The sequence below is a fragment of the Croceitalea dokdonensis DOKDO 023 genome, assembly GCF_001306415.1.
GTDB classification, from domain to species: Bacteria; Bacteroidota; Bacteroidia; order Flavobacteriales; family Flavobacteriaceae; genus Croceitalea; species Croceitalea dokdonensis.
The window spans coordinates 303,693-328,903 of record NZ_LDJX01000003.1; the positions used below are offsets into that span (position 1 = coordinate 303,693).

Genomic DNA, 25,211 nt, shown 5'->3' on the forward strand with positions numbered 1-25,211 from the left:
ACTGTTTTTCTTTTCTAAACCAAGCGTCTACTTCCTTAGTATAATTTTAAAGGGGATTGTGCATTTCCAAGAAACCAAAAAACCATAGCCTTGTTGGCTATGGTTTTTTGATAGCGTATATGTATTTGGTTTACAAAACCTTGCCTAAGTAAGGTTTTTTAGGCCTCACAGCTAGCGCACTCCTTCTTTTGTTTGAATTTTTGCGCTGCGTTCATACTGTGTTGATAGTACAGTGATTTAAGCCCGAGTTTCCAAGCCGTAACATGTATTTTATTGATTTCCTTAACGGGCATATCAGGATGCACGATAATGTTTACGGATTGCCCTTGGTCTATATGGTTTTGACGGTTGGCCGCTTGGTACACAATATCTAACTGATCAATCTCGGAATAGGTTTTAAAGACATCCTTTTCCTGGTCGGACAAGAAGGTTAAATGTTGCACAGAACCATCCCTTTCGCGGATACTTCTCCATACCTCTGTAGTGTTCATGCCCTTCTCTTCCAAAAGCTCAAATAAGAACGGGTTTTTTATCGTGGTTTTTACCTTCGCAATATCCTTTACATAAATGTTCGACCAAATAGGCTCTATACCTTGGGAAACTTGTCCCAAGATAAAAGCGGATGATGTGGTTGGCGCAATGGCGTTTAGGGTAGTGTTTCTTCTACCGTACCCTTTAAGAACTTCTGGTTCACCAAATTTTTGTGCCAATGTCTCGGACGCTTGGTAGGATCTCTCTTTTATTTCCCGGAAAATTTCACTGTTAAGGTCATAGGCTTTCTGGCTGTTAAACGGTAACATCTTGGATTGCAATAAAGAGTGCCATCCTAAAACGCCCAGACCTAAGGCACGGTTGTCCTTGGCAAAATTGTAGGCGCGCTCCATAAATAGAAAGGTCTGCCTATCTTCCCTGCTATCAGAATCACGGTAAGTTTCCAGTTTTTCTAGGAACTCTGTGATGACTGCATCCAAAAAGTACACCATGGTCTCTACCGCATCGGTATTTTTCCAGGTATCATAGTGCAATACGTTAACCGATGACAGGACACATACAAAAGACCAGTTATCGTTGGAGGGCAACATGATTTCCGTACAGAGGTTACTGGCGTGTATAGGTAGTTGTTTATCCTTATAAACATCAGCGGCACTGTTATTGGCGTTGTCCGTAAAGAAGATATAAGGGTAGCCCATTTCTCCCCTTCTTTGGAGAACCTTGGCCCAGATAGAACGTTTTGCCGTATCTCCCGCAACCATTTCTTCCATCCATTGGTTGGTGACCGTAACACCGTGGGTAAGCTCTTGTATGGGGTTTCCTTCCGTTCCAATTTCAAGAAACTCCAAAATGTCTGGATGTTCTACGGGTAGGTAAGGGGAAAAACGCCCTCTGCGCACGGAGCCTTGGCTTACCACATCTACCATGGACTCAAACAATTGCATGATGTGCACCGCCCCGGAAGCCTGTCCATTATTTTTGACCTCGGCACCGCGATGACGTATTTTTCCAAAATATCCTGATGTGCCCCCACCTAATTTGGACATCATTCCCACCTCTGATTGAGTATATAGAATGTTTCCCATATCATCGTCAATATGGGAACCAAAACAACTGATCGGCAGTCCTCTTTCCTTGCCAAAGTTAGACCATACCGGTGAGGCCAGCGAGTAAAAACCTTCCGACATATATCCGTAGAACTTATCTGAAAACCCTGGCATTTGTAGCAATTGCTCTGCCCTGTCCGCAATTTCACGGATGCGGTACTCTGGGGTAACCCCTTCTGTAAGGTAGCCAGAGTTTAAAAAGTTACGACTGTGTTCCGTTAGCCATTTAAAACCGCCGTCCGCCGCGGATTTTTGATGTTCCAATGCCTGCTTTCTGGCATTGATCAGCTTGTCACTGGTTGAAATTGTTTCCTGTACTTTCTGGGTGGGAGTTGTTTCGTTCATTTAAAAAAGGTCGTCGCTAGTTATACTTTGTGTTCTTTTACTATAGTTGATGGAGCGCTTAACAAAGAAATCACCGTGCTTGGTTCCTATGATTTCATCGTCAAACCATTCGGTTTCCGCAAGTAGCTCTTGGTCCACCTCAAAGATTTCGGCGATTCCAATGCTTGCAAGGGAATTGTTGAACCTTTGTTTGATGAATTCGTTCACTACATTTTTTGGGAGAAAATCCAATTCGCCCTTTTCAAAAATCCAATCAATGATTCTGCTTTCGGCCACAAAGGCATCTTGGCACATTTGTTGGATCATGCCATGGTATTCCGAAGTGAACCAGTCTGGATTTTCATCTTTGATAATTTTAATTACGTCTATTCCAAAATCTCCATGAATTTGCTCTTCCTTAGAAGTGGCCTCCACAACGTTGGAAACTCCTTTAAGCATATTCTTATGCTTGTTAAAGGCCATGATGATCAAAAATTGGGAGAATAGAGAGACGTGTTCTATAAATAGGGAAAATAATAAGATGGCTTCTGCATACTCCTTATTATCTTCACTTTTAGCGTTTTTAAGGGCAGTTTCCAAATACTGCACACGCTTCATCATCACCGGCTTTTTCTTTAGGGTTTTGAATTCTGCATTCAAACCTAAAATTTCCAGTAAATGGGAATAAGCGTCTGCGTGGCGAACTTCACTTTCTGCAAAGGTGCTGCCTACGGCACCAATTTCTGGTTTGGGCATTTTGTGGTAGATATCTCCCCAGAAACTTTTTACGGCAACCTCTATTTGGGAGATGGCCAACATGGTGTTTTTAATGGCACTGCGTTCTGCTTCCGTTAAACGGGTTTTAAAATCTTGGATATCACTGGTGAAGTTAAATTCCGTATGTATCCAATAAGAGTGGCGTATAGCGGGAACGTACTCATAAAGCTGTGGATATTCGTACGGTTTTAGGTTGATGCGCTTCTCAAAGATGTTGGATTTTCTTTTCTGTGCCTGCTCATTTCGGTACAGGATATACCCTTTGGCCACATCAAAGAAACCACCTTCCATAAGACTGTTTTCCACCAAATCCTGAACTTGCTCCACCGTAGGCACATATTCTGCATCCTGCGCCTTCCTTTCCAAAAGGGCGTTAAGTACATTATCGGCTATACGTTGGGCATCACCCACGTCCCCGTGGTCTGCCGCTGTCATTGCTTTTAGGATAGCATCGGTGATTTTCTCTAATTGAAAAGGTCTTTTAGAAAAATCTCTTTTAATTAAGTGTGTTATTTGCATAAAGTTGGATGTTGTGAATGTTGAAAACAAGGACTGTAAAGTTCTTAGTTTATCCCATTTCCTTTTTGGATGATGCATCTAGGTTATCCACATTTTATCAACAGAAGTATTAGCGATGACGTTGCTTAATCGTAATCTTCTGATATATCAAGAGATACGTATAGGCGGCGTAAGCAGGCACAAGCAAGGCATGCACAAAACATAGAGATGGTAAAATGCCTTTTTTTAATGAGGTTGATAGGGGGGTGTAGGGAAAGGACCGAGAATTCAAGTTCTATTTCTTTCTTACCTTAGTTCAAAAATCCTATTGATGGACAAGAAAGTCAAAAACGTTTTTATTCAAGGGCCCATAACCCCTGATTTTATCGCAAACGCCATTGCAAAACATCAATCCAAAACCACCATTGGTGCACATGATATCTTTTTGGGCCAAGTACGGGCAGATAAGATAGAAGGCAAAAATGTTACGGCCATTGAATATACGGCTTATGAAGGTATGGCCAACCAAAAGTTTCATGAAATTAGGGAGGCTACTTTTAAAAGATTTGACCTCACTTGCATGCACATTTACCACAGTTTGGGCCGGGTTGCGGTTGGGGAGATCTGCCTTTTTGTATTTGTGTCATCACCACATCGTAAAGAGGTTTTTGAGGCATTACATCATGTAGTGGAAGAGATTAAGAAAGAAGTTCCGGTCTTTGGTAAAGAACTGTTTGAAGATGATTCTTACCAATGGAAAGTAAATACATAATACATGGTTGACATTACCCAAAAAGAGAATACCCATAGAATGGCCATGGCCCAAGCCGTAGTCCAGGTGGGTTCCTTGGATACCATCGCAGCCATTGAGCACAATACTGTTCCCAAGGGAGATGTTTTTGCTATGAGCCGTGCAGCTGGTTTTCTAGGGTTGAAAAAAACTCCCGAATTATTGCCTGATTGTCACCCCTTACCCATTGAGTTTGCAAGTATTGAGTATGCCATTAATGGCTTGCAGATTACCGTAATGGTGACCGTGAAGACATTTTACAAGACCGGGGTAGAGGTAGAGGCGATGCATGGGGCAAGCGTAGTGGCCTTGAATATGTATGATATGCTCAAACCTATTGATAAAGCCATTGAAATACAGCAGATTAAGCTGATCAAAAAAACAGGGGGGAAGTCGGATATTGGTGCGTAAAAAAAATGTAGTTTTTTTTAAAATTTTGTTGCACGTAATGTTTTTTTGATTTCATTTGTACCGTTTTAGCTGAACAATTGAAATCTGTTTGTTTGTTCGGGTCTTTGGCAGTTAGGAAGTCAATCGCCAAGACAGCCCTTAGATGGGGTAACCGAAAATTAAAGCTAGCTTCCGTTTTTTTATTTGCTATTGTGGGTAGCCAACACCCATACTTTTTTGTTCCCACAACAGAGAAGCAGATAATGATTTGATCAAGGTTCTTTGACCCTGCAAGAAACCATTTATCAAATCTTTTTTCCCTTAATTAAAAATGAACACAAAATACAGTGACCTAATCGGTCAAACCTATGAATTCCCGCAGTCGGAATTCACCACCAAGGAAGATACCCTAACCTTTCATGGTATTCCTTTGGAACAGCTGGCCGTGCAGTATGGTACGCCATTAAAATTCACCTATCTGCCCAAAATATCAGAAAACATCAATAGGGCAAAGGACTGGTTTAACAAAGCAATGACGGACCTAAACTATAAGGGAACGTATCAATATTGCTATTGCACCAAAAGTTCCCACTTTAGCCATATCTTACAGGAGGCGTTGAAGAATGACATCCATTTGGAGACCTCGTCCGCCTTTGATATTGAAATCATTGAAAACTTAAAACAACAAGGTTTTGTCACTAATGACACCTATGTGATCTGTAACGGGTTTAAACGGGAGCGTTACATTGACAATATTACCAGATTACTTAATAATGGCCACCACAATTGCATCCCGATCATTGATAATTACGAGGAGTTGGACCTGCTTACGGATGGTATAAAAGACACCTTTAAAGTGGGTATACGTATTGCTTCTGAAGAAGAGCCCAAATTTGAGTTCTACACCTCAAGACTGGGCATTGGGTACAAAAACATTGTTCCGTTTTATGAGCAACAAATCAAGAACAATGATCAGGTAGAATTGAAGATGTTACACTTTTTTATCAATACCGGCATTCGTGATAACGCTTACTATTGGAATGAACTGATGAAGTGCCTCAAGGTATACATTCGCTTAAAAAAGGCGTGCCCCAGCTTGGACAGTTTAAATATTGGTGGTGGTTTTCCCACTAAAAATTCCTTGGCCTTTGAGTTTGATTATGAGTACATGGTTTATGAGATCGTAAACCAGATAAAGCTGGCCTGCGATGAGGCAGAGGTTGCCGTTCCCCATATTTTTACCGAGTTTGGTAGCTTTACCGTTGGTGAAAGTGGGGGTGCCATCTATGAGGTGCTCTATCAAAAACAACAAAACGACCGTGAAAAGTGGAACATGATCAATTCTTCCTTCATTACCACCTTACCGGATACTTGGGCCATTAACAAACGTTTTATCATGTTGCCCATTAACCGTTGGAACGATGAGTATGAGCGGGTGCTTTTGGGCGGGCTTACCTGTGATAGTGATGATTATTACAATAGTGAGCAGCATATGAACGCCATTTACCTACCCAAGTTCAAGAAAGACAAACCGCTTTACATTGGTTTTTTCAATACCGGTGCCTATCAAGAATCAATTGGAGGTTTTGGGGGCTTACAACATTGTTTGATTCCCCATCCAAAACATCTTTTGTTACAGCGTGATGAACAGGGGGAACTGCAGGTATCCGTATTCAAGGAGCAGCAGACCGCTGCGCAATTATTGGATATTTTGGGATATGAACGCCAAGAACAAATAAAATCCATTCAAGAAAAAGAGCAGGAGATTGCCTCCTAAGTTAAAGTATAATGCATACCACAGTGAAAACAACAAAAAACTATGCTGGCATTTCCAATGAATTTGCCCAGCAAGAAACTGCTAAAATCGTATTGATTCCCGTTCCCTATGATGGCACCAGTACTTGGGGGAAAGGGGCGGACAAAGGTCCAGAAGCTTTTTTGGAAGCGTCGGAGAATATGGAGCTTTATGATATTGAGACCCAATCAGAAGTGTATCGGCAAGGGGTGTATCTGGCAGAGGCCATCACGGAAAAAGGTAGCCCAGAGACAGTGGTGAACAACGTGCACCAAACCACCAAAAAATATATTGGCCGCAATAAGTTCGTGACCTTGATTGGTGGGGAACATTCCATCTCCATAGGGTCCATCCGTGCGTTCAATGAGCATTTTGAAAACTTGACCGTACTACAAATAGATGCCCATGCGGATTTGAGAAAAACCTATGGGGGCACCCCATACAACCATGCCTGTGCCCTACATGAGGCGAGCAAGACTACAAATTTGGTGCAGGTAGGTATACGTAGTATGGATGCCATTGAGAAAACCTATATGGATACGGAAAAAGTATTTTTTGCCCATGAAATGGTAGCAGATGAATTTTGGATGGACAAGGTAGTTGAGGCCTGTACGGAAAACGTATTCATCACCTTTGATCTAGATGCATTGGACCCCTCCATTATGCCATCTACCGGAACCCCTGAGCCGGGAGGGCTGTTATGGTATGAAACCTTGGAGCTGTTAAAAATGGTTTTTGATGAAAAGAATGTCGTAGGTTTTGATATCGTAGAGTTGTGTCCCAATTCCCATGACAGGTCGTCTGATTTTTTGGCGGCCAAACTGTACTACAAAATGCTATCCTACAAGTTCCGGGAAGATGCCATTGACGATGAATATGTGAGCGGTTTTGCACCCAAGGAAAATAACCTAACCAAAAATAAATTTGAAGATGAGGACTAAAGGCGCCATTAGCGATTTTATTCAAAAGTATTACCTCCATTTTAATGCAGCAGCCTTAGTGGATGCTGCTAAAGGGTACGAGACCCAATTGGATAAAGGTGCCAAGATGTTGGTTTCTTTAGCGGGTGCCATGAGTACCGCAGAACTGGGCAAGATTTTTGCCGAAATGATCAGAAGGGACAAGGTGCACATCATCTCATGTACAGGGGCCAATTTAGAGGAGGATATCATGAATTTGGTGGCACATTCCCACTATAAGCGTGTACCCAACTATCGTGACCTGACCCCACAAGATGAATGGAATTTGTTGGAAAAAGGCCTAAACCGCGTTACCGATACCTGTATACCGGAAGAAGAGGCCTTTAGAAGGATTCAACAGCATATTGTGAAAATCTGGAAGGATGCGGAGGCAAAGGGTGAACGTTACCTGCCCCATGAATATATGTACAAATTACTGCTTTCCGGTGTTCTGGAGGAGTATTATGAAATTGATTTAAAAGATTCTTGGATGTACGCTGCCGCAGAAAAGAATTTACCCATCGTCTGCCCTGGTTGGGAAGACAGTACCATGGGCAATATTTTTGCCTCGTACGTCTTAAAAGGGGAGCTCAAGGCCAGTACCGTAAAATCCGGTATTGAGTACATGACCTTTCTGGCGGATTGGTATACCGATAATTCCGAAATGGGAATAGGATTTTTTCAAATAGGTGGGGGTATAGCGGGAGATTTCCCTATTTGCGTAGTGCCTATGCTCTACCAAGATATGGAACGTACGGACACCCCTTTTTGGAGCTATTTTTGTCAAATAAGCGATTCTACCACCAGTTATGGTTCGTATTCTGGGGCGGTACCCAATGAAAAGATTACCTGGGGAAAATTGGATATGGATACCCCAAAATTTATCATTGAAAGTGACGCAACCATTGTGGCACCTTTGATTTTTGCTTACCTTTTAGACATGTAATTATGGACAGGCACGCACATTTAAAAAAAGTAATCGTCGATTTTAAAAAACTGACCCCAGAGGTCTTAAAATTAACGGTAGAACGCTACCCGGACGGCTATGATGATGACGATATCATCTCCTTTAGAAATGCCCGTGGGGAGCGGGTAGAAGCCGTTGAGGTAATCACTTCCGATACCAAATATTTGGTCAAGATCAGTGAGAAATTGGAAAAGACAATGGCCAATTACGATGAAAGTGATTATGAGGCATTTGAGGATGACGACCCTGATGCAGTGGTAGATCCCTTCCAAGAGCCCGAAGGTTCGGATGATTAAGGTTGGCCCATCTGCCATTTTCGCGCAAAAAGGTTGCCAGAAGCCTAGTTATCGTATTAAAGTGTTTTTAAAAAAAGGCCTTTTTGGCCATCCACGCCAAGCAGCGCAATTCCTTGTCCATGAACGTTGAAGAAATAGAAAATATAGCGTTAAAGTTTTTAGATCTTGATGATTATCAAGAGCTAAAGGAGGCTATGGTCTCTGCCTACACCAATATGCCCGGTGCCTATTGGAAAGAAGGGCAGATCAAGGCATTGATCCAAAAGTTTCCCGAAGGTCAAGTAGTCATAAAGATCAATGGAGAATTGGCAGGCGTGGCACTGTCCATTATTGTGAATTATGATGCTTTTGATGACAATCACACCTATCATCAAATTACCGGCAACTATTCTTTTGATACCCATGATGCTGCCGATGGTGATGTCCTTTACGGTATAGAGGTTTTTATAAAACCCAACTTTAGGGGACTTCGTTTAGGGAGAAGGTTGTATGACTACCGTAAGGAGCTATGTGAAAAGTTAAACCTAAAAGGCATCCTTTTTGGGGGCAGAATGCCAAATTACCATAAGTATGCCAATACACTGACCCCAAAAGAGTATATAGACAAGGTAAAAAGAAAGGAGATTCAAGATCCTGTCCTTAATTTTCAAATCAGTAATGATTTTCATCCTGCCAAAGTAATGAAAGGGTATTTGGAAGGTGATAAGGCCTCCAATGACTTTGCCATTCTCATGGAATGGGATAACATTTACTATCAAAAACCATCCAAGAAGGCTGCTACCAAGAAGACGATTGTCCGTTTGGGCCTCATCCAATGGCAAATGAGACCATATAAAGATTTGGATGCCCTTTTGGAACAGGCAGAATATTTTATAGATGCGGTCTCAGGGTATCGGTCGGATTTTGCGTTGTTCCCTGAGTTTTTTAACGCACCGCTAATGGCCAAGGACAACCACTTGTCCACACCGGACGCCATTCGGGAACTTGCGAAACATACGGATGCCATTGCCCAAAAATTTTCAGAGTTTTCCATTTCGTACAACATTAACATCATCACTGGCAGTATGCCCCAAATTATTGATGGGCGTTTGTACAATGTAGGGTATTTATGCAGACGCGACGGCAGTATGGAGCGTTATGAAAAATTACATGTAACACCAGACGAAGCCAAGGTTTGGGGTATGCAAGGAGGGCACCAGTTAAAAGCCTTTGATACCGATTGCGGTAAGATAGGGGTATTAATTTGTTATGACTCGGAGTTTCCTGAGTTGAGCCGTTTATTGGCAGATGAAGGTATGGATATTTTATTCGTTCCTTTTTTGACGGATACCCAGAACGGCTATTCCAGGGTACGTAATTGTGCCCAGGCTCGAGCCATTGAGAATGAGTGCTATGTTGCCATTGCGGGTAGCGTTGGAAATTTGCCAAATGTACAGAACATGGACATACAATTTGCGCAATCCATGGTGTTTACCCCTTGTGACTTCTCCTTTCCCACAAACGGGATAAAGGCAGAGGCTACCCCCAATACCGAGATGATCCTCATAGCCGATGTAGACATAGACCTGCTCAGGGAACTCAACCAGTTTGGTGCCGTACGTAACCTAAAGGATAGGAGAAAGGATATTTTTGAACTTAGAAAAAAATAGCTATGGAAAAAGCCGCTTTTCATTTGTCGTTGCCCTGTAGGAGCATCTCATTGACCAAACATTTTTATGTAGATATTCTTGGGGCTAACACCGGTAGGAGCACCCAAGCTTGGGTTGATATTGACTTTTTTGGCAATCAAATCACCTTTACCAAGGCAGGAGATTTTAAATTTGACTACCGCAGCTATAAATTTGAGGATTCCGTGTTGCCAGCCTTCCACTTTGGAGTTATCGTAGGCCAAGCTAGTTGGTTGGAGGTTTTTAAACGTTTACAGGAAAGTGACTATGAAATTACCAATGAACGTACTTTTTTGAAGGATAAAAACGGGGAACATAGGTCATTTTTTTTGGTAGACCCCAATCATTATACCATAGAGTTTAAAAGTTTTGCAGATAAAAAGGGGATATTCGTATAGCAATTACCAAGCTTTGGCACCACACCCGGCGGGTTGGTAAAATACTAATGTAAATTTAGGTTTCTTACCGGTACTTAAGGAGAATTTGCTGAGCACCATAAGGGAATCAACAACCATATAAAATAGAAGGACAAGAATGGACAACGAACCAAAAGGGGAATTACAACTTATAGGTAGCGAAGAGTGGTGCGTTTTTGAAAAGCTGGGCATACCGGCCATAAAAGCGCGGGTAGATTCTGGGGCCAAGACCTCCTCCATCCAAGCCGCAAATACCAAAGTTTATCTCAAGGGGGGTCATGAATGGGTAAAGTTTGAAGTAAACCCGCTACAGGAGAACCGGAGTATCTCCATAGCTTGTGAGGCACCCTTGTTGGACCGTAGAATGGTCAAGAGTTCTTCTGGCATTTCCGAAGAAAGACTGGTGGTCAAAACCATGCTGACCTTAGGTGGGCAAAAGTTTGATATTGAACTTACCTTGGCCAACCGGGACACCATGGAGTTTAGAATGTTATTGGGAAGGGAGGCCCTAACCAACCGGTATATCGTTAACCCGGCCGAAAATTATCTGCAGCAAGGGTTCACGGATACGGACATCAATACCAAGTACGCACCTTTTTTTAAAGAAAAAACAGGTTTAAATATTGCGCTTTTGGCCAGTAACCCCCAATTGTACAGTAATAAGCGAATCATAGAAGCGGCGGAGGCCAGAGGTCATGAAATCCAATTCTTAAATGTAGAGTTGGCCTACATGAAGTTGGATGCCCACTCCCCTGAAATTCGCTATCGTGGCGGAAATATCCTCAATGAGTTTGATGCGGTTATTCCTAGAATAAAGCCTTCGGTCACGTTTTACGGATGTGCTTTGATACGGCAGTTCCATAATCTGGGGGTCTATTGTCAAAATTCTGCGGAGGCCATTACCCAATCCCGAGATAAACTATTTGCTTCGCAACTGTTCTCAAAGCATGATATCCATATTCCCATCACGGGTTTTGCCAAATCGCCCATGGATACCAAAGACCTCATAAAAATGGTCAACGGAGCACCATTGATCATTAAGCTATTGGAAAGTACACAGGGCAAAGGGGTGGTGCTGGCAGAAACCAATAAAGCGGCAGAGAGTGTGATCAATGCCTTTAAAAGTGTGCAGACCAATATTTTGGTACAGGAATTTATCAAAGAGGCCAATGGCCAAGATATCCGTTGTTTTGTGGTCAATGGCAAGGTGGTGGCCAGTATGCAACGTCAAGCGGAAAAAGGGGAGTTTAGGGCCAACATCCACCAAGGGGGCAAGGCATCCACCATTAAAATTACACAGGAGGAGAAAAAACTGGCCCTAAAGGCGGCAAAAGTCTTAAACCTCGCTGTGGCTGGGGTAGACATCATCCGTTCCAACAAAGGGCCGTTGCTGTTGGAGGTCAACTCTTCGCCCGGTCTGGAAGGTATAGAAAACGCCACGGGTAAGGACATTGCCAATGAGATGATCGTTGCCATTGAAAAGAAACTCAAGTTTGTATAACCATAAATTAGTTGTCACTACTTTTGGCGTATGAAGATTTTGCATTATCCCATTTTTGGCTTTTTGTTTCTTTCCATTTTTTGGAGCGCTGCACAGGAAAAATTTACTTTTCCACCATTGAGTCCCAAGGGGTCTATTTCACAAGTGGTGGGCAACACCACAATTTCCATGGTTTACGAACTTCCCGCCGCTCGCGGAAGGACTGTGTTTGGAGAATTGGTTCCTTGGGGAGAAGTCTGGAGAACCGGTGCCGGGAATTGTACTAAAATAAGCTTTGACAAGCCGGTAAAGGTTGGGGGAAAAAACATATCGTCAGGTATATATGCATTGTTCACAATTCCCGATAAAGAGCAGTGGACCATTATCTTTAACAGGGATACTACCTTATATGGTGCTGGTTTTTATGATTCAAAAAAAGATGTGGTGAGGTTCACGGTAATGCCCAATACAACCGAAAGGTTTTATGAAACCTTGGACTTTGATATTGAAATTATACCCAATAATGCAGCGGTCTATATTTCTTGGGCCAATACCCAAGTTTCATTTCCCATTACGACCACTACCGATGAATTGGTGGAGGCCTTTATTAAAGAGGAGTTGTTGACTGGCAGGAATCAGGAATATGAGAATTATGTATTTGCGGCTGACTATTATTACTTTCAAAACAAAAATTTGGACCAAGCTATATGGCTGGCAGATAAGGCCATTGAAACGGGAAAAGACGGGGGCTGGGCGCGCCATGTCAAAATTGATGTCTATGAACGTTTGCAAGAATATGAACAGGCCATTGCGGAGCTAGAGCTGGAGATCGCGGCAGAACGCCAGCGGGACTATGAAAAGGAATTAGATCGGCAGCAAAGCATGCAGTTTCTTCAAGACCGTTTGTCAGAACTTCAACAAAAAGCCAAAGAGTAGTTTACTTACCTTTCAAGCTTTTCAACATCACATCGGTAGTTTTTTCCAAATCAAAAGCGGGTTCCCATCCCCAATCTTGGCTTGCTTTGGAGTCATCCACGCTTGCTGGCCAGGTGTTTGCGATTTCTTGTCTAAAATCAGGCGCATAGAATATCTCAAAATCCGGGATATGCTCCTTGATACAGGCGGCCAGTTCCCGGGGAGCGAAACTCATGGCACCCAAGTTATAAGAGGAACGTATCTGTAAATGCTCTGGTTCTGCTTCCATCAAGTTAATGGTTGCCCTAATGGCATCATCCATATACATCATCGGTAATTTGGTCCATTCCGTAAGAAACGAGGTATATTTTTTATCTGATAGTGCCTTATGGAAGATTTCCACCGCATAATCCGTAGTGCCCCCGCCGGGTTGGGTTTTCCAGCTGATCAACCCTGGGTACCTCACGCTCCTTACGTCTACTCCATACTTTTTATGGTAATATTCGCACCAACGCTCACCAGATTGTTTGCTTATCCCATACACCGTACTGGGTTCCATCATCGTGTGCTGTGGGGTTTCATCCTTGGGGGTATTAGGGCCAAATACCGCAATACTGGAAGGCCAAAATACCTTGTCTATCTTTTTATCCTTGGCCAAGTTCAAAACATTAAAAAGGGAGTTCATGTTAAGGTTCCATGCGCGCATGGGAAACTTTTCTGCCGTTGCGCTGAGCATGGCCGCCATGAGGTACACTTCTTCAATTTCATAGTGCATCACCACATTTTCTATGGCCTCATAATCAGTGGCATCCAACAGTTCAAAAGGTCCAGAATCCATGAGGGTTTTGCTGCCTTCACGTATATCACTGGCAACAACGGAACCACTGCCGTGTTTTTCCCTGAGTGCCATGGTAAGCTCCGTGCCAATTTGCCCACAGGCACCCAATATCAAAATAGATTTTTGCATTAAAACCAGGTTAATTTTTGCTTCCCGTAAATATAGGCCATCCTAAAATGTGTATTTTCGTTTTATGCGAAATTTATTTTTGTGCTGTAGTCTGCTGTTGGTTTTCAACAGTTGTAAGGACGGGGAGGAAATAGCCCGGGAGACGCCAACAGAAGCTGTTTTTGTGTCCTTTCAAGACATGCCGGACGAACCTAAGATGAACCCAGAAGCATTGGAGATACTCGCCTCTTGGCCAGAATTTAAAGCCTTGGAAACAAGTTTTCAAGTCCTGTATCAATCCAGTAACAATGAGGATTTGGCCTTGGCCGTAACTAATGTTTTGGAAAAGGAAAAAGCGTTGGCAACTAGTCCATATCCCGAGCTATATGATGTACCCCAAATAAAAAGTCGCCAACGGGTGCTGCGTACTTTTTTGTTAAAGGTAAGTGCCAGTTTGGCTCAGCGGACAGATGTAAACCAACCGTTGGAGCAGATGTTCTTGGCCAACAACGCATGGCTTAATCAATTTAATGTATTGGTAAACAACCAATTGGATTTAAATCAAATTTTAGATGCGCAATAAACTACTTGGAATTCTTACGTTAACCATGCTTGTTGGGACAGTACCTTTTTTAAGGGCCCAAGAACAAGAAAAGGAGCAGGTCTTTGCCGTTTTGGAGGCATGGCACCAAGCGGCCGCCGAAGCCGATTTTGAAACTTATTTTGGGCTCATGACCGAGAACGGGGTCTTTTTGGGCACTGATGCTACCGAAAATTGGCAGAATAAAGCCTTCAGGGCCTTTTCTAAACCGTATTTTGACCAAGGAAAAGCATGGAGCTTTACCGCTGTACAACGTAACATTTATTTAAACAAAGCCAAGGATATGGCTTGGTTCGATGAGCTTTTGGATACACAGATGAAGCTTTGCCGGGGCTCTGGAGTTTTGCAAAAAGTAGCGGGAGAATGGAAAATAGCCCATTACGTGCTTTCCATTGCCGTACCTAACGAAAATGTGGCTGCACTGGTAGCACTCAAAAAAAATACCGATAGTGTTCTAACGGAACAATTACGGCGTTCCTTTACCAACTAAACTGTTTGGGCAGCAACCGCTTATTCGGCCGCTTTGCCTTCGTTTTTTCTTGAGGAAAGGGCTTGTTTGCTAAGGCTGGCCAAATTAAAGTTTGGGTCTAGTTCAAGGGCTTGGTCCATAAAGGCAATGGCCTCATCAATTTTAGCTTTGTCATTATTGTAAACCCTAAGGCCCTTTAAATGCAAAAAAGCGGCTTTTAAAGGAACTTCATACGGTTGTTGACGTTCATAAAATGCATATTTCATGTCGGCGGTAGCGTTTGCCATACCGTACTCGATGTCTGCCTCGGCTCCTTCATTATCACCCGTTTGTAGTTTTAAATCCGCTAGTTCGTAAGCGAGATAGGCACTTGGGGTTCTTTTAAAAAGCACCTCAAAATGTTCCAAAGCGCGTTTTGGTTGGTTCAATGCCTTTAGGGATACGGCCTTTACTTGTACAGCAAGGCTGGAATCATCATCCTGCTTATCAATACCAATGGTATTTAAGGCTTGCACATGTTGGTTATTGTTCATGTATACATACGCCAAGGTGTCCTTTCTCTGTTTGGAGGGTGAGATGACATTTAAATGCGTCAAAGCATGGATAACTCCATTCACGTCTCCCTGTATCCGCATTTCACGGTAAAAATCTTCATAGTGTTTCTGCATTTCTGTTTTGGTCTGTGCCATGGCAACACAACCAATTGCGCATACTACAATAAAAAGTAATTTTTTCATTTTGATTCTTATTTTGAATGCGGCAAAACTAAAAAAATTAACTGACTATGTATGTTAAAGAAAGTAGTAAGACCCATAAACCACAAAAGGGGCAAAAGCCCCTTTCATCGCATGGATTCTTGTATTAATGTACCAGCAATTCTTGTAGCGGTCTTTTTTTGAGATTGGAAAGCAAAGTTGCGTAAAACGCTATGCTTTTGTTGTCCTTCTGCAAACAGGATTTTAAGAAGGAACCAAAGCTTAGAAAAAATAGATTTACCGGTACCATGGGTAAATTTACGTTAGCCGTCCTTGCTTGGTAAAGGGATTCATCAAGGATTACGTTCATTTTTACACGACGGCGATGATAGTCAATCTGCACATCGGTGGCATTGTAGTATTTTTTTATAATTGCGGTATAAAAATCTTCCATTTTTTTGGAAATTTTTTGTTGGCTACTACCCTTGGAAATGATGCGCTCCACTTCCATCAAGATTTTTGATTTTAAACTAGAATTTTCCATGACTATAACTATTTTGATATATTTAAAGTTATGTATTTTGTCGATAAGCCCTTTAAAATCAAACAGTTGATTAACATAAAATCATCTTAATTGTTGCAAGAAATGTAAAAAGCGTGGTGAATTCTTCTTAGATAGATGTCAAAAAAGGATGCCTTTTAACATAAAAATCGGCGGTTTTAACAATTTTCGGTTGCTTTTTGGCTCTGGTAGACACATAACTTGGAGGTGGAATACCCAGTTCCAATGCTTTTTTGGTATAATATTCTTTTTTGGTGGGATGATGTGGATACACACCATTAAGCGTCCTATTCCAATACCCTTTTTTTAAGATGTTGATTATCATGGCAATACAATCATCCAAATGGATAAGGTTAATGGTGTCATTTCCATTCTCAAGCCCTGTTTTGCCAGATAGGGTGTTAACAGGATGTCTTTGGGGTCCAATAAGCCCACCAAACCTTAAAACGGTAGTTTCCAAAGTTGTTGTTCCTCGTAGGAGCTGCTCGGCCGCCAATATGTGCTTTGCGGACAAAGTTTGGGGTTGAGGTTCCGTTTGTTCCGTAATGATGCCCGTTACATTCCCGTAGACCGATGTGCTGCTCACAAAAAGCACTTTTTTAACTGTCGAAGCCCTTACTGCTTTCAGCAGCAATTCCATTCTTTTAAAATAACTGCCCTTGGCAGGATTTCTAAGGCCGGGAGGAACGTTTATGATGAGCACATTCACGTCCATAAGAAAATCTACCAGGTCTCCCTGGATTTCTTCCTCCATTAGCCTGATGATATAAGGTGTTATCCCAAGCTTTTGCAATGATTTAATTTTGGTGGTGGAGGTGGTGCTTCCTTTCACCCGGTAACCTTCCTTTGAAAGGGACACTGCCAATGGCGTACCCAACCAGCCACAGCCTAAAACACCTACGCTTGTTTTCAGAGCTTTAGTTTTTTGGTGATAAGAATGGCGTCATTGAGCACAAAGGGCATGGGGATGCTATTTTCTGGCCTATCCGGTACCGAGAACAACGCATGTTCCAATAAGTCATTGGATGCCTCAAAAAACGTAAGTTCCAAGCTATCATTGGGGGTAATGAGCAGTTGTAGTTCTGTATAGTCATTATCTGTGATGTAATGGGTCACCAGTTTTCCGTTCCTACGGTTGGCCAAATAATGCTCAGACAATACTATCTTGTTTACTGATGCTTTAATGAGGTCAATATCATTGGTGAACACCTCTAGCCGGTTAACGTTTCGCTTAGGGGTAAAACAGATGTTCAGGTGTCTTAGGCCATCCATTATGGTGTCTTGTACGACCTCAATTTCTGGTTCGGCAAGGGCTTTTGTCTCCGCTTTGGAGACGGCCCTAAACCCCGTGTTGTACTTGCTGCTAATGGTGTTGTTGGACAAGTTGTCCTCTGGAAGCGATTCATTTTCTCCTAAAAACTGGCGGTTCCATGGGATAAGCACTTTGTCATAACTTGCCCATTTGGCGGTATTGGCATCCGCATCGTAAACATATAATAAACTACTGGGCTTAGGTTGCTCTTTAGAGAAGCTGGCGTTTTTGTGCGCACCGATACTAAACATCAAACAGACCAAAAAAGTGATCACTGCAAAACGCATTTTATGGTTCGTCAATCCCAAAAGGGGAATCAAAAAGAAATAAATTAAGGTAACAAAGACTGTTGTAGCAATTAACAGTTTGAGCCCCAATCCAACAGGAAACATTTTAATAAAGGGCGTAAGAATCAATAGGGCGGGCAGCGCCAAAAACAATAGGAGATAAGGGCTTGGTTTTTCTTGGTTGACATGCACCAGTAAAGCTACCAGTAGGCCAAAAACCGGAACAACAAAAAAGCTGGCACCTTGAAGTTTGGAGGCGACAAGACCGCTAATAAGTAACCAAACCAAGGTAGGCGCAACCAATAAATTGGCTGTTGAGATACTACGGAACCTGTTGTAAATAAGGAAGCAGATTCCAAGGGCCAGTAAAGAAAATGCCCAGATATAGGAATGTCCGTTATAAGTGAACCCATGGAGCATATCACCAAATGCAGGATATAATTTTGTTAGCGTGGGCCATGCAATATATCCAATGCCTCCGTTTATGAGCAATACTAAAAGCACGGGAATAAAACCTTTAAATAGTTGGGTCGTTTGAAGACTTTTCTTTTTAAACCCAATGAGGATTAAAACGATAAAGCTAACCACCGCTAGACCAAACATGGGCCAAATCCATTCAAACGGGTAGGAAACCAATCTAAAAAAGGGTACGTTAAAATACACATGGTCGTTTAAACTCTTTAGATTACCTAAATCTGCATTGCTAAAATGATTCAAGAGCGGCATTAGGTAACTACCTTGGTGGGCCAAGGTATTTCTGTCTAATCGCTCATAGGTATCCAAGGCAGTGTGGTAATCAAAATGATCGTCAATAAAAGCAAAGTTGAAGCCTTCAATATCAGCATCTTCCCTAAAGACGGTAAGATCGGTATCGTTGGGTAGCATCTTGTAAATGCTGTAGGCCAAAGAATTTGCCACCGGATATTGGGGATTTGCTTTGGTAAATTCCTCAATGAGGCGTGTATTTCCCCTATTGGTCTCTATGAGCATGTAACTGGGACCACCGCTGCCACGGGCCTCAAAATTCAACACCAGCTTCACATCCTTTGTCCAGGGATGTTCCTTGACAAAAAGATCGGCCCCGTTAAGTCCCAATTCCTCCGCATCGGAAATTAAGATGATGATGTCGTTTTTGGGTTTAGGATTGTTGGCCAGAAATGCACGTACCCCTTCCAATATGGTGGCTACCCCACTTCCTGCGTCACTGGCGCCGTAGGAGGAATGTGGATTACTGTCATAGTGCGACAACAATAACAGGGCTTCGCCTGCTTGGCTGCCTTTGATACGGGCCATGATATTAACGGCACGGCTAAGGTTGCCCCAGTCTCCTGCGGTATACCCATCTTGTAATTCTACCTCTAGTCCCAACCCTTTGAGTTCTCCCGTAATGTAAGTTATTACGCGTTGGTGTCCTTTAAAACCAACGGCATGGGGCTCCAAGCTCAATGCTTTTACATGTTCTAGCGCGCGTTTGGTGGAGAATGACCCTATTTCTGGGGTCTCCTTGCTATCGTACTTGGGCATTAAGGCCTTAAAACTGTAATAAGCGGCAAAAATGGCCAGTAGCAGGCATAAAGTTCTTGAAAATCGCATGGGCATCCGTGTTGAAGGATAAATGTATAAAATCTATACGGAACCGGTAGAGCTGCAACTACTTTCATAATTCATTAAAATTCACTATCTTAGGAAATCAACCTAAAAATAAACAGTTATGGCAATCAAGAGTTTTCAGGGCCAAAGGGCAAAAACAGATGCAAAAAAAACTGGTGATGCACCTATTTTGGTCTCGGATTATATGACCAGAAAGTTGATCAAATTTGCTCCAGACCAATCTATCCTTGCGGTGATGGAATCATTTGCAAAAAATAAGATTTCTGGAGGCCCGGTGATTGATGACAACGGATTTTTGGTTGGGATTATTTCTGAGGCAGATTGCATGAAGACCATTTCTGAAAGCCGTTATTTTAACCAGCCCATTTTGGACAAAAGCGTGGAACGGTTCATGACCAAGAATGTAGAAACCATCCCGCACGACATGAGTATTTTTGATGCCGCTGGAATTTTTGACCGTCATAACCGTAGGAGGTTGCCCGTGATGAAAGATGGTATACTGGTAGGGCAGATCAGTCGTAAGGACATTGTAATCGCGGCTTTAAAGCTTAGTGGGCAGAATTGGTAAATGTCCGTAAGCCTCAATGGGCAAATGGATGTTTACGGTCATGAAAAGATTATATTTCCCAAAAATAGAAGCGTACACATCTCCCTTTACCTTGAAGGGAAAACGTTTCTGGTTTGTCTATTAAAGAGTTGGGATGGCAATATGCAGATTTGAAACGCATATGGAGCTGGTGACCACCTAGCGGTAAAATAGGACAACTTGGTCAATAGAGGTTAAGATATTGGGATTTCATAAAAAAATGATGTTCTAATTCTCAATTATGAAATGGAAACTCAGAACTAACCAAACAGTTCCGTAAAAGGTTCCTTTTAAAGCACAATCAAAAAAGCCGAAAATCATCATAGACCCCCGGCTTTCGAATCAAACTAACTCAAACTAAAATCCGTAGAGCCCTTCAATGGCTTTTTTGAACGTTTTCTCTTTTTTCTTCGACCCCACCAAATATAAAACCCTGTTATGGGTAAACTGGCCGCAATCAACCCTGCAAAGAATGCGAGAATTTTTCCGGGTAATCCCAATATGGAACCTACATGAATCTCATATTGAAGGTCGACTATCTTTTGTGCGGTGTTACGGTCGTTCCAGAAATCTTTTTCAACAATCTGTCCTGTGCTGATATCGAATATGACTTTGTTCCTTGCATAGGATTGTTCGGTGACGAACATCAAAGCTTCCGAAGAGCCTTCTTCCGGTAGGCCGATAAAAATGTCCCGAGAATCAGGCGATATTTCCTTGGCATAGTCCAATATCCCCTGAAGGGGTTGACGGGTGTCGATTTCCTTTTTGCCATAAATCCGTTTCTGCGATTCATCGTTCACTGTTTCGAAACCAGCAATTTCCCTTACCCCGTCATCCATCCACTCAAAGGCCCACATCAAGCCCGTAATGGCCAGAATCAAAAAGATAAAGGAGAAATAAAACCCTAAAATGTTGTGGAGGTCATAGTTCTTTCTTTTCCATTTGGTGGTTGGTTTCCATCGGAACCAAACCCTTTGTTTTGTCGCGCTCTTGTTTTTTGGCCACCATAATATGATTCCAGAAATTAGTATAATGACAAAAATCAAGGTTGCAATCCCTATAATGTTCTGCCCATATCGATCCACCAGCAAAAGGCTCCAGTGAATCCCCAGTACCAACCTAAAAAACTCGAGTTTGGTATTTTCAATATCGAGCACTTTACCCGAATACTGATCTACAAAAGCCGTCCGATTGTCCTCTACTTCCCCAAAATAAGTCAAGACTTCGCTGTCATCGGCTTCATAGGTAGTAAATGAATATGTCCTATCAGAATCGCCTTGAACCTGAAGATACTTAACGGGATAGTTATCCCCCAGTCCTTTTTGGGCAACCAACAAAAGGCTATCTAGCGCAATGGTTTGTTGCCCGTCCTGATCTTCAACAAAAAACCGGTCGTGGTAAACGACCGGCTTAATCTCGTCAATAAAGGCATAGATACTACCAGTAATGCCCAAAATTACTACTATCAATCCCGAAAATAGGCCAAGCCACAAATGAAGTTGCCCAACGGCCTTTTTAAATCGAAAAGAAGTTTTTTTGGACATATTCCCCCTCCTTTATCTAACCTTTACAATATTATAAATAAATCCAGGCACCTTGGCGATACCGTCTTGGGGACCTCCAGGTGCAGTGGTACGGAGCAATCTACTGTTCACATCGTCCCAAATAACGAGATAGCCTTCACCGCCCGCTGGAATAGCACCTCCAAATGGGATTCCCTTAGCATTGGTATTGGCCGTGGACACGGAAGGCCCTGAAGTATCAAAATCATACCAATCGAAAGGAAAAGCCCCAAATTCAAAATTCTGTTGCACTTCGGCCACGCCCTCTCCATCTTCTGGAAAGGACTGAATAAAAATATTACCATCGGCTCCTTGGGTACAACATCCCCATAGGACAGATCCGAGATCATCCGTAGGGTCGTAGGACCAATCAGGGTCAAAACTGGTCTGACCTGCCAACATTCGCAATATCACAGGTTTTGCAGAATCATCCGGCGTCAGGAAATGTTGGCCCGAAGTATTGTCATTGGGGCCAAAATAACGGTTGCCATTGGCATCGATGGCCGATGATGACATAAAGGTGGTCCTGTCATCGGTAGTGGTGCTGTCAACGTTGTTCGTCGCTATATCGATAACAGTTACATTTACCCCTTGTCTTCTGGCAAGGAAGTTCTCATCGACCAAGCCTGTTATGAGCACGGCTTTGCCGTCAACAGTAAAAAAGTCGCCCTGTATTAGGTTATCTCCCGCTGGTACGGTGATACCCAACGGTTTTGATTCAATGATGGACATATCCTCTGGATTCCAAACAATTAGTTCAGATGTCTGTCTACTGAATACAAAAGCCTTGTCATTTGCCACATGGAGCTTACTTCCAAAGTTAGCATTGGTCACTCCAAGCCCGGCAAAGGAGACTTCACGTCCTAGGGATACCGTATTGTCATCGGCAAAAAGTAGTTCTGTCACCGTGGCATCTTCACCTGAATAATAATAAGCCACTTTTTGTTCAGGTAGGGCATGCACCGTTCCTACGCCTGAAAATTCCACAAATTGTGATAAGTCACTGGTCTCGAACTCCACGGAAGTATTGTCAAGATCGGTCACGGTGGTAACGTAAGATGTATTCACGTCGGTACCGAAAACGGAATGACTTAACACAAATAGGTCGCCTGGTTCTTCTCCCCCGGCATCAGGATTATCAGGATTGTCTCCGCCCTGTTGCGGAGGTGTAGGATCAGGGTCGTCATCACTACAAGAAACAATGGTGATCGCAAGTGCCAGCAGACATATGGTAATCCAACTAAATCTATTCATTTTCATAATCATGGTTTTTAAATTGTACATATTTATATTGAAAAATTCATTTTAAAGAAAAATGCCCTGCCCGGTCTTTGCACCCCGAAAAAGTCGAATGCCTTTTCGTCGGTAAAATTCTGGACTTCGGCAGTGAAAGTAGATTTCACTTTTTGCCAAGGAAAACTATAGGTGAACCCGGCGTTGTGTATAAATTGTTCGGGTACGGTATCCTTGAACTCCCGTATGCCAGAGCTTTCCCATCCCCGAAAAAACTCGTTTACGTATCGCGCATTCCAAAACAGGTTAAGACCATCGTCAATATCGAACAACTTGGGAATTGTATAGCCCGCATTGCCATTGAAAAAAACATAAGGTCGGTTCGGAATACGATCTCCGTTGAACCCTGCCAAAGGACCATCCGTTGAAATGTTTCTGAAATCTTGAAATGTACCGTTGAAACCAAATTGAAAACGGTCGTTCGGTGAACTTGTCCTTACACCGGATTCAACACCCAGTGACCTCGCCTCAAAAACGTTGTTGTAGGCAAATATCCTATCGGTGCCCAAAAGAAGAATGAGGTGCTCCGCTTCCCTAAAAAAACCGTTGGCATTGAACTGTAAATTCCACTTGTTCAAATGTGTTGTTCTGTAACTGAACTCCAAATTGGCATTATGGCTCCTTTCAGGCTCCAAGGTCAGGTTTGGCCCTATCAGCACCCCGTCGCCAAAAATTTCTTGGGTATTCGGAAGGCGCGTGGCCCATTCATAAGAGGCCTTCAGGTCGATTCGTTCACTTACCCTATACCTAAAACTGTTACCGAATCCAATATTGTGCGAGTTGCGGTCGCGGTTGATATTCCCTCCAAGATTGGGCTGTTCAGCCTTTACATCTTGGTAATAATCCTTAAAGAACAATAGGTTTTGGAACTTTTCATTGGTAGAGTTCCATTCGAACTCAAGGCCGTTCACAAAAGCGAAATTTCTTTGCTCTGCCGACAGAGGGTCTATGGCATCGGGGTCGGCCTGAATACGTTGGTCACCAGTTCTGGTGGTATGTGTTATTGCAGAGGCAAATACCAGTTTACTGTTGGTACCCAATTGATAATCGAAGGTTATTCTTCCATACACGACATTATCCCAAATCAATTGGTCACTGGGACCTCCAATCTCTCCGGGAACCGTACGCTCTCGAATACAATTGCCGAACCAGTCATATACACATTCGGAAACATCCAGAAAACGGGTCTCATCATAGGTATACCCTAAAACACTGTTTGTTGAAAGGCGTTTTGACAGATTCTTCACGAAACGAAGCTGCGCACCATAATTCGCACCTTCAGATAGTACCTCCCCATAGGGGATGGTCATGATCAGATTGTTTTGTATATCCTGCTCATTATCGTTGGCAAAGGCACGAACAGAAACCAAACCGTCGGTCTTGAACTGCCATCCCGCCTTTACGTCCAACCCCTTGGCCTCGTAGGTGTCGTGGAACCGCTCGACGGTAGCTGGTTGCAACCTACCCAGTTCGTCGGGCACTTCGACATCAATTTCATAATTATTATTGGTGAAATCATAAAAGGCGTTCGCACCAAAGAAAAATCGTGAGCCCTCTTTTTGACGGTTGAAGGAAAATGTGGCACGATGGGTGCCGAAGGAACCTGTCTGGTAGGATGCTTCCAGTCTTGAACCCTTCATATTTTGGGTGCTGTTCAAGTTAACTGCACCGCCAAGCGCATCGGAGCCAAAACGCACGGGAACGACACCTTTGAAAATATCGACACGGTTAGTCAGATTGACTGGTACATTGGCGATACCAAAGGGATACCCCGCAAGTCGCAAAGGCACACCATCGAGAAAAAATCGTATCTGTTCATCGGTAAGGCCGTTCAAGGAGAATCGTGTCTGGGAACCCAGTCCCCCACTTCTCCTGACATTCACCCCTTCAATCCTCGATAACGCCAGACCGAGGTCCGCAGTCTGTAGTTTTATCTCGGCGGTTTCCAAAACGGTGACGGCCTGGGCGGAACGCTCCATTTTATCCTTCACGGATTCTCCTTGGACTATAACTTCGTCCAATTGCTCGGTATCCTCTACAACACCTATTGAACCTATTTCGACGATTTTCTGGTTTACTTCAATCGCAATCTTCCGGGTTTTATAGCCAATCAGTGAAACAATGAGGTTGTACTCTCCAAATTCTACTCCTGTTAATTGGAACGTGCCATTATTATTGGTAACGGTATTATCGGGTGTATTTTCCAAATAAACAGTAGCAAAAGGAACGGGGTTTTTATTTTGGTCCATTACCTTTCCATTAAGCGTCGACTTATTGGTTTGAGCAATGATTTGAATTGGAGCTGTTAAAATTAAAAGAAGAAAAATTCTTATCATTATTTAGACTTAATATAAATAATGGCGAATATAACTCACGAACGATCAACATCCAATTCTGTTCAACTTTTTCTTTTCT

General features: G+C 42.8%; 23 protein-coding genes. 13 read left to right on the top strand and 10 right to left on the bottom strand.

Annotated features, from left to right (window positions below; translation table 11 throughout):
• Nucleotides 1-158 precede the first annotated feature (158 nt).
• Together I595_RS08455 and I595_RS08460 are read right to left on the bottom strand one after the other, a co-directional pair.
• Complete coding sequence (locus I595_RS08455) at nt 159-1,943, bottom strand: ribonucleoside-diphosphate reductase subunit alpha (protein ID WP_054558981.1); 1,785 nt, start codon at nt 1,941-1,943, stop codon at nt 159-161.
• Entirely contained in the window at nt 1,944-3,218 is a 1,275-nt protein-coding gene (locus I595_RS08460; RefSeq protein ID WP_054558982.1) for a ribonucleotide-diphosphate reductase subunit beta, read from the bottom strand.
• Between the two features lie 310 nt (nt 3,219-3,528).
• Here I595_RS08460 and I595_RS08465 point away from each other — a divergent pair, with 310 nt between their 5' ends.
• The 10 genes from I595_RS08465 to I595_RS08510 all read left to right on the top strand — a co-directional run bounded on the left by I595_RS08465 (nt 3,529) and on the right by I595_RS08510 (nt 12,893).
• Complete coding sequence (locus tag I595_RS08465; protein WP_054558983.1) at nt 3,529-3,969, top strand: molybdenum cofactor biosynthesis protein MoaE; 441 nt, start codon at nt 3,529-3,531, stop codon at nt 3,967-3,969.
• 3 nt (nt 3,970-3,972) lie between these two features.
• Entirely contained in the window at nt 3,973-4,398 is a 426-nt protein-coding gene (moaC, locus tag I595_RS08470) for a cyclic pyranopterin monophosphate synthase MoaC (RefSeq protein WP_054558984.1), read from the top strand.
• Nucleotides 4,399-4,708: 310 nt separating this feature from the next.
• Nucleotides 4,709-6,154, top strand: a complete 1,446-nt coding sequence (locus I595_RS08475; protein WP_054558985.1) for an arginine decarboxylase — start codon at nt 4,709-4,711, stop codon at nt 6,152-6,154.
• Nucleotides 6,155-6,177: 23 nt separating this feature from the next.
• Nucleotides 6,178-7,113: an agmatinase gene (gene speB / locus I595_RS08480; RefSeq protein WP_054559121.1), complete on the top strand. Its 936-nt coding sequence runs from the start codon at nt 6,178-6,180 to the stop codon at nt 7,111-7,113.
• Nucleotides 7,103-8,077, top strand: coding sequence for a deoxyhypusine synthase family protein (locus tag I595_RS08485; protein WP_054558986.1), 975 nt, complete (start codon nt 7,103-7,105; stop codon nt 8,075-8,077). The genes speB and I595_RS08485 overlap by 11 nt, the downstream gene beginning before the upstream one ends.
• 2 nt (nt 8,078-8,079) lie before the next feature.
• Nucleotides 8,080-8,394 carry a hypothetical protein gene (locus tag I595_RS08490; protein WP_054558987.1) on the top strand — a complete coding sequence of 105 codons (315 nt, stop codon included), beginning with the start codon at nt 8,080-8,082 and terminating at the stop codon, nt 8,392-8,394.
• A 119-nt stretch (nt 8,395-8,513) separates the two neighbouring features.
• Nucleotides 8,514-10,043 (top strand): carbon-nitrogen hydrolase family protein, encoded by a 1,530-nt coding sequence (locus tag I595_RS08495; RefSeq protein ID WP_054559122.1) that lies wholly within the window; start codon nt 8,514-8,516, stop codon nt 10,041-10,043.
• Nucleotides 10,044-10,045: 2 nt separating this feature from the next.
• Nucleotides 10,046-10,459: a VOC family protein gene (locus tag I595_RS08500; protein WP_054558988.1), complete on the top strand. Its 414-nt coding sequence runs from the start codon at nt 10,046-10,048 to the stop codon at nt 10,457-10,459.
• A 136-nt stretch (nt 10,460-10,595) separates the two neighbouring features.
• Nucleotides 10,596-11,978 carry a 30S ribosomal protein S6--L-glutamate ligase gene (gene rimK / locus I595_RS08505; RefSeq protein WP_054558989.1) on the top strand — a complete coding sequence of 461 codons (1,383 nt, stop codon included), beginning with the start codon at nt 10,596-10,598 and terminating at the stop codon, nt 11,976-11,978.
• 30 nt (nt 11,979-12,008) lie between these two features.
• Nucleotides 12,009-12,893 (top strand): DUF2911 domain-containing protein, encoded by an 885-nt coding sequence (locus I595_RS08510; protein WP_054558990.1) that lies wholly within the window; start codon nt 12,009-12,011, stop codon nt 12,891-12,893.
• A gap of 1 nt (nt 12,894) precedes the next feature.
• Here I595_RS08510 and I595_RS08515 read toward each other — a convergent pair whose 3' ends face one another.
• A complete protein-coding gene (locus I595_RS08515) occupies nt 12,895-13,839 on the bottom strand; it encodes an NAD-dependent epimerase/dehydratase family protein (RefSeq protein WP_054558991.1) in 945 nt (314 codons plus the stop codon).
• 64 nt (nt 13,840-13,903) lie between these two features.
• On the opposite strand from I595_RS08515, the gene I595_RS08520 reads away from it, so the two are divergent.
• Nucleotides 13,904-14,401 carry a hypothetical protein gene (locus tag I595_RS08520; protein WP_157449698.1) on the top strand — a complete coding sequence of 166 codons (498 nt, stop codon included), beginning with the start codon at nt 13,904-13,906 and terminating at the stop codon, nt 14,399-14,401.
• Nucleotides 14,391-14,909, top strand: a complete 519-nt coding sequence (locus I595_RS08525; RefSeq protein ID WP_054558993.1) for a nuclear transport factor 2 family protein — start codon at nt 14,391-14,393, stop codon at nt 14,907-14,909. Before I595_RS08520 ends, I595_RS08525 begins: the two co-directional genes overlap by 11 nt.
• 20 nt (nt 14,910-14,929) lie before the next feature.
• Here I595_RS08525 and I595_RS08530 read toward each other — a convergent pair whose 3' ends face one another.
• The 4 genes from I595_RS08530 to I595_RS08545 all read right to left on the bottom strand — a co-directional run bounded on the left by I595_RS08530 (nt 14,930) and on the right by I595_RS08545 (nt 19,337).
• Nucleotides 14,930-15,625: a hypothetical protein gene (locus I595_RS08530; RefSeq protein ID WP_054558994.1), complete on the bottom strand. Its 696-nt coding sequence runs from the start codon at nt 15,623-15,625 to the stop codon at nt 14,930-14,932.
• Between the two features lie 124 nt (nt 15,626-15,749).
• Entirely contained in the window at nt 15,750-16,127 is a 378-nt protein-coding gene (locus I595_RS08535) for a hypothetical protein (protein WP_054558995.1), read from the bottom strand.
• Nucleotides 16,128-16,254: 127 nt separating this feature from the next.
• A complete protein-coding gene (locus I595_RS08540) occupies nt 16,255-17,022 on the bottom strand; it encodes an NAD-dependent epimerase/dehydratase family protein (protein WP_262485533.1) in 768 nt (255 codons plus the stop codon).
• 32 nt (nt 17,023-17,054) lie between these two features.
• Nucleotides 17,055-19,337, bottom strand: coding sequence for a M28 family peptidase (locus tag I595_RS08545; RefSeq protein ID WP_054559123.1), 2,283 nt, complete (start codon nt 19,335-19,337; stop codon nt 17,055-17,057).
• 118 nt (nt 19,338-19,455) lie between these two features.
• On the opposite strand from I595_RS08545, the gene I595_RS08550 reads away from it, so the two are divergent.
• Complete coding sequence (locus I595_RS08550) at nt 19,456-19,923, top strand: CBS domain-containing protein (RefSeq protein ID WP_054558997.1); 468 nt, start codon at nt 19,456-19,458, stop codon at nt 19,921-19,923.
• Between the two features lie 365 nt (nt 19,924-20,288).
• Here the strand turns inward: I595_RS08550 and I595_RS08555 are convergent, their stop codons facing one another.
• From I595_RS08555 to I595_RS08565, 3 genes are read right to left on the bottom strand one after another with little or no spacing between them, the layout of a single operon-like run.
• Nucleotides 20,289-21,485, bottom strand: a complete 1,197-nt coding sequence (locus I595_RS08555) for a PepSY-associated TM helix domain-containing protein (RefSeq protein WP_054558998.1) — start codon at nt 21,483-21,485, stop codon at nt 20,289-20,291.
• Between the two features lie 12 nt (nt 21,486-21,497).
• The gene (locus I595_RS08560) at nt 21,498-22,763 is read right to left on the bottom strand and encodes a hypothetical protein (RefSeq protein ID WP_157449699.1); all 1,266 of its coding nucleotides are present in this window, start codon (nt 22,761-22,763) and stop codon (nt 21,498-21,500) included.
• Nucleotides 22,764-22,789: 26 nt separating this feature from the next.
• The gene (locus I595_RS08565; protein WP_054559000.1) at nt 22,790-25,132 is read right to left on the bottom strand and encodes a TonB-dependent receptor; all 2,343 of its coding nucleotides are present in this window, start codon (nt 25,130-25,132) and stop codon (nt 22,790-22,792) included.
• Nucleotides 25,133-25,211 lie beyond the last annotated feature (79 nt).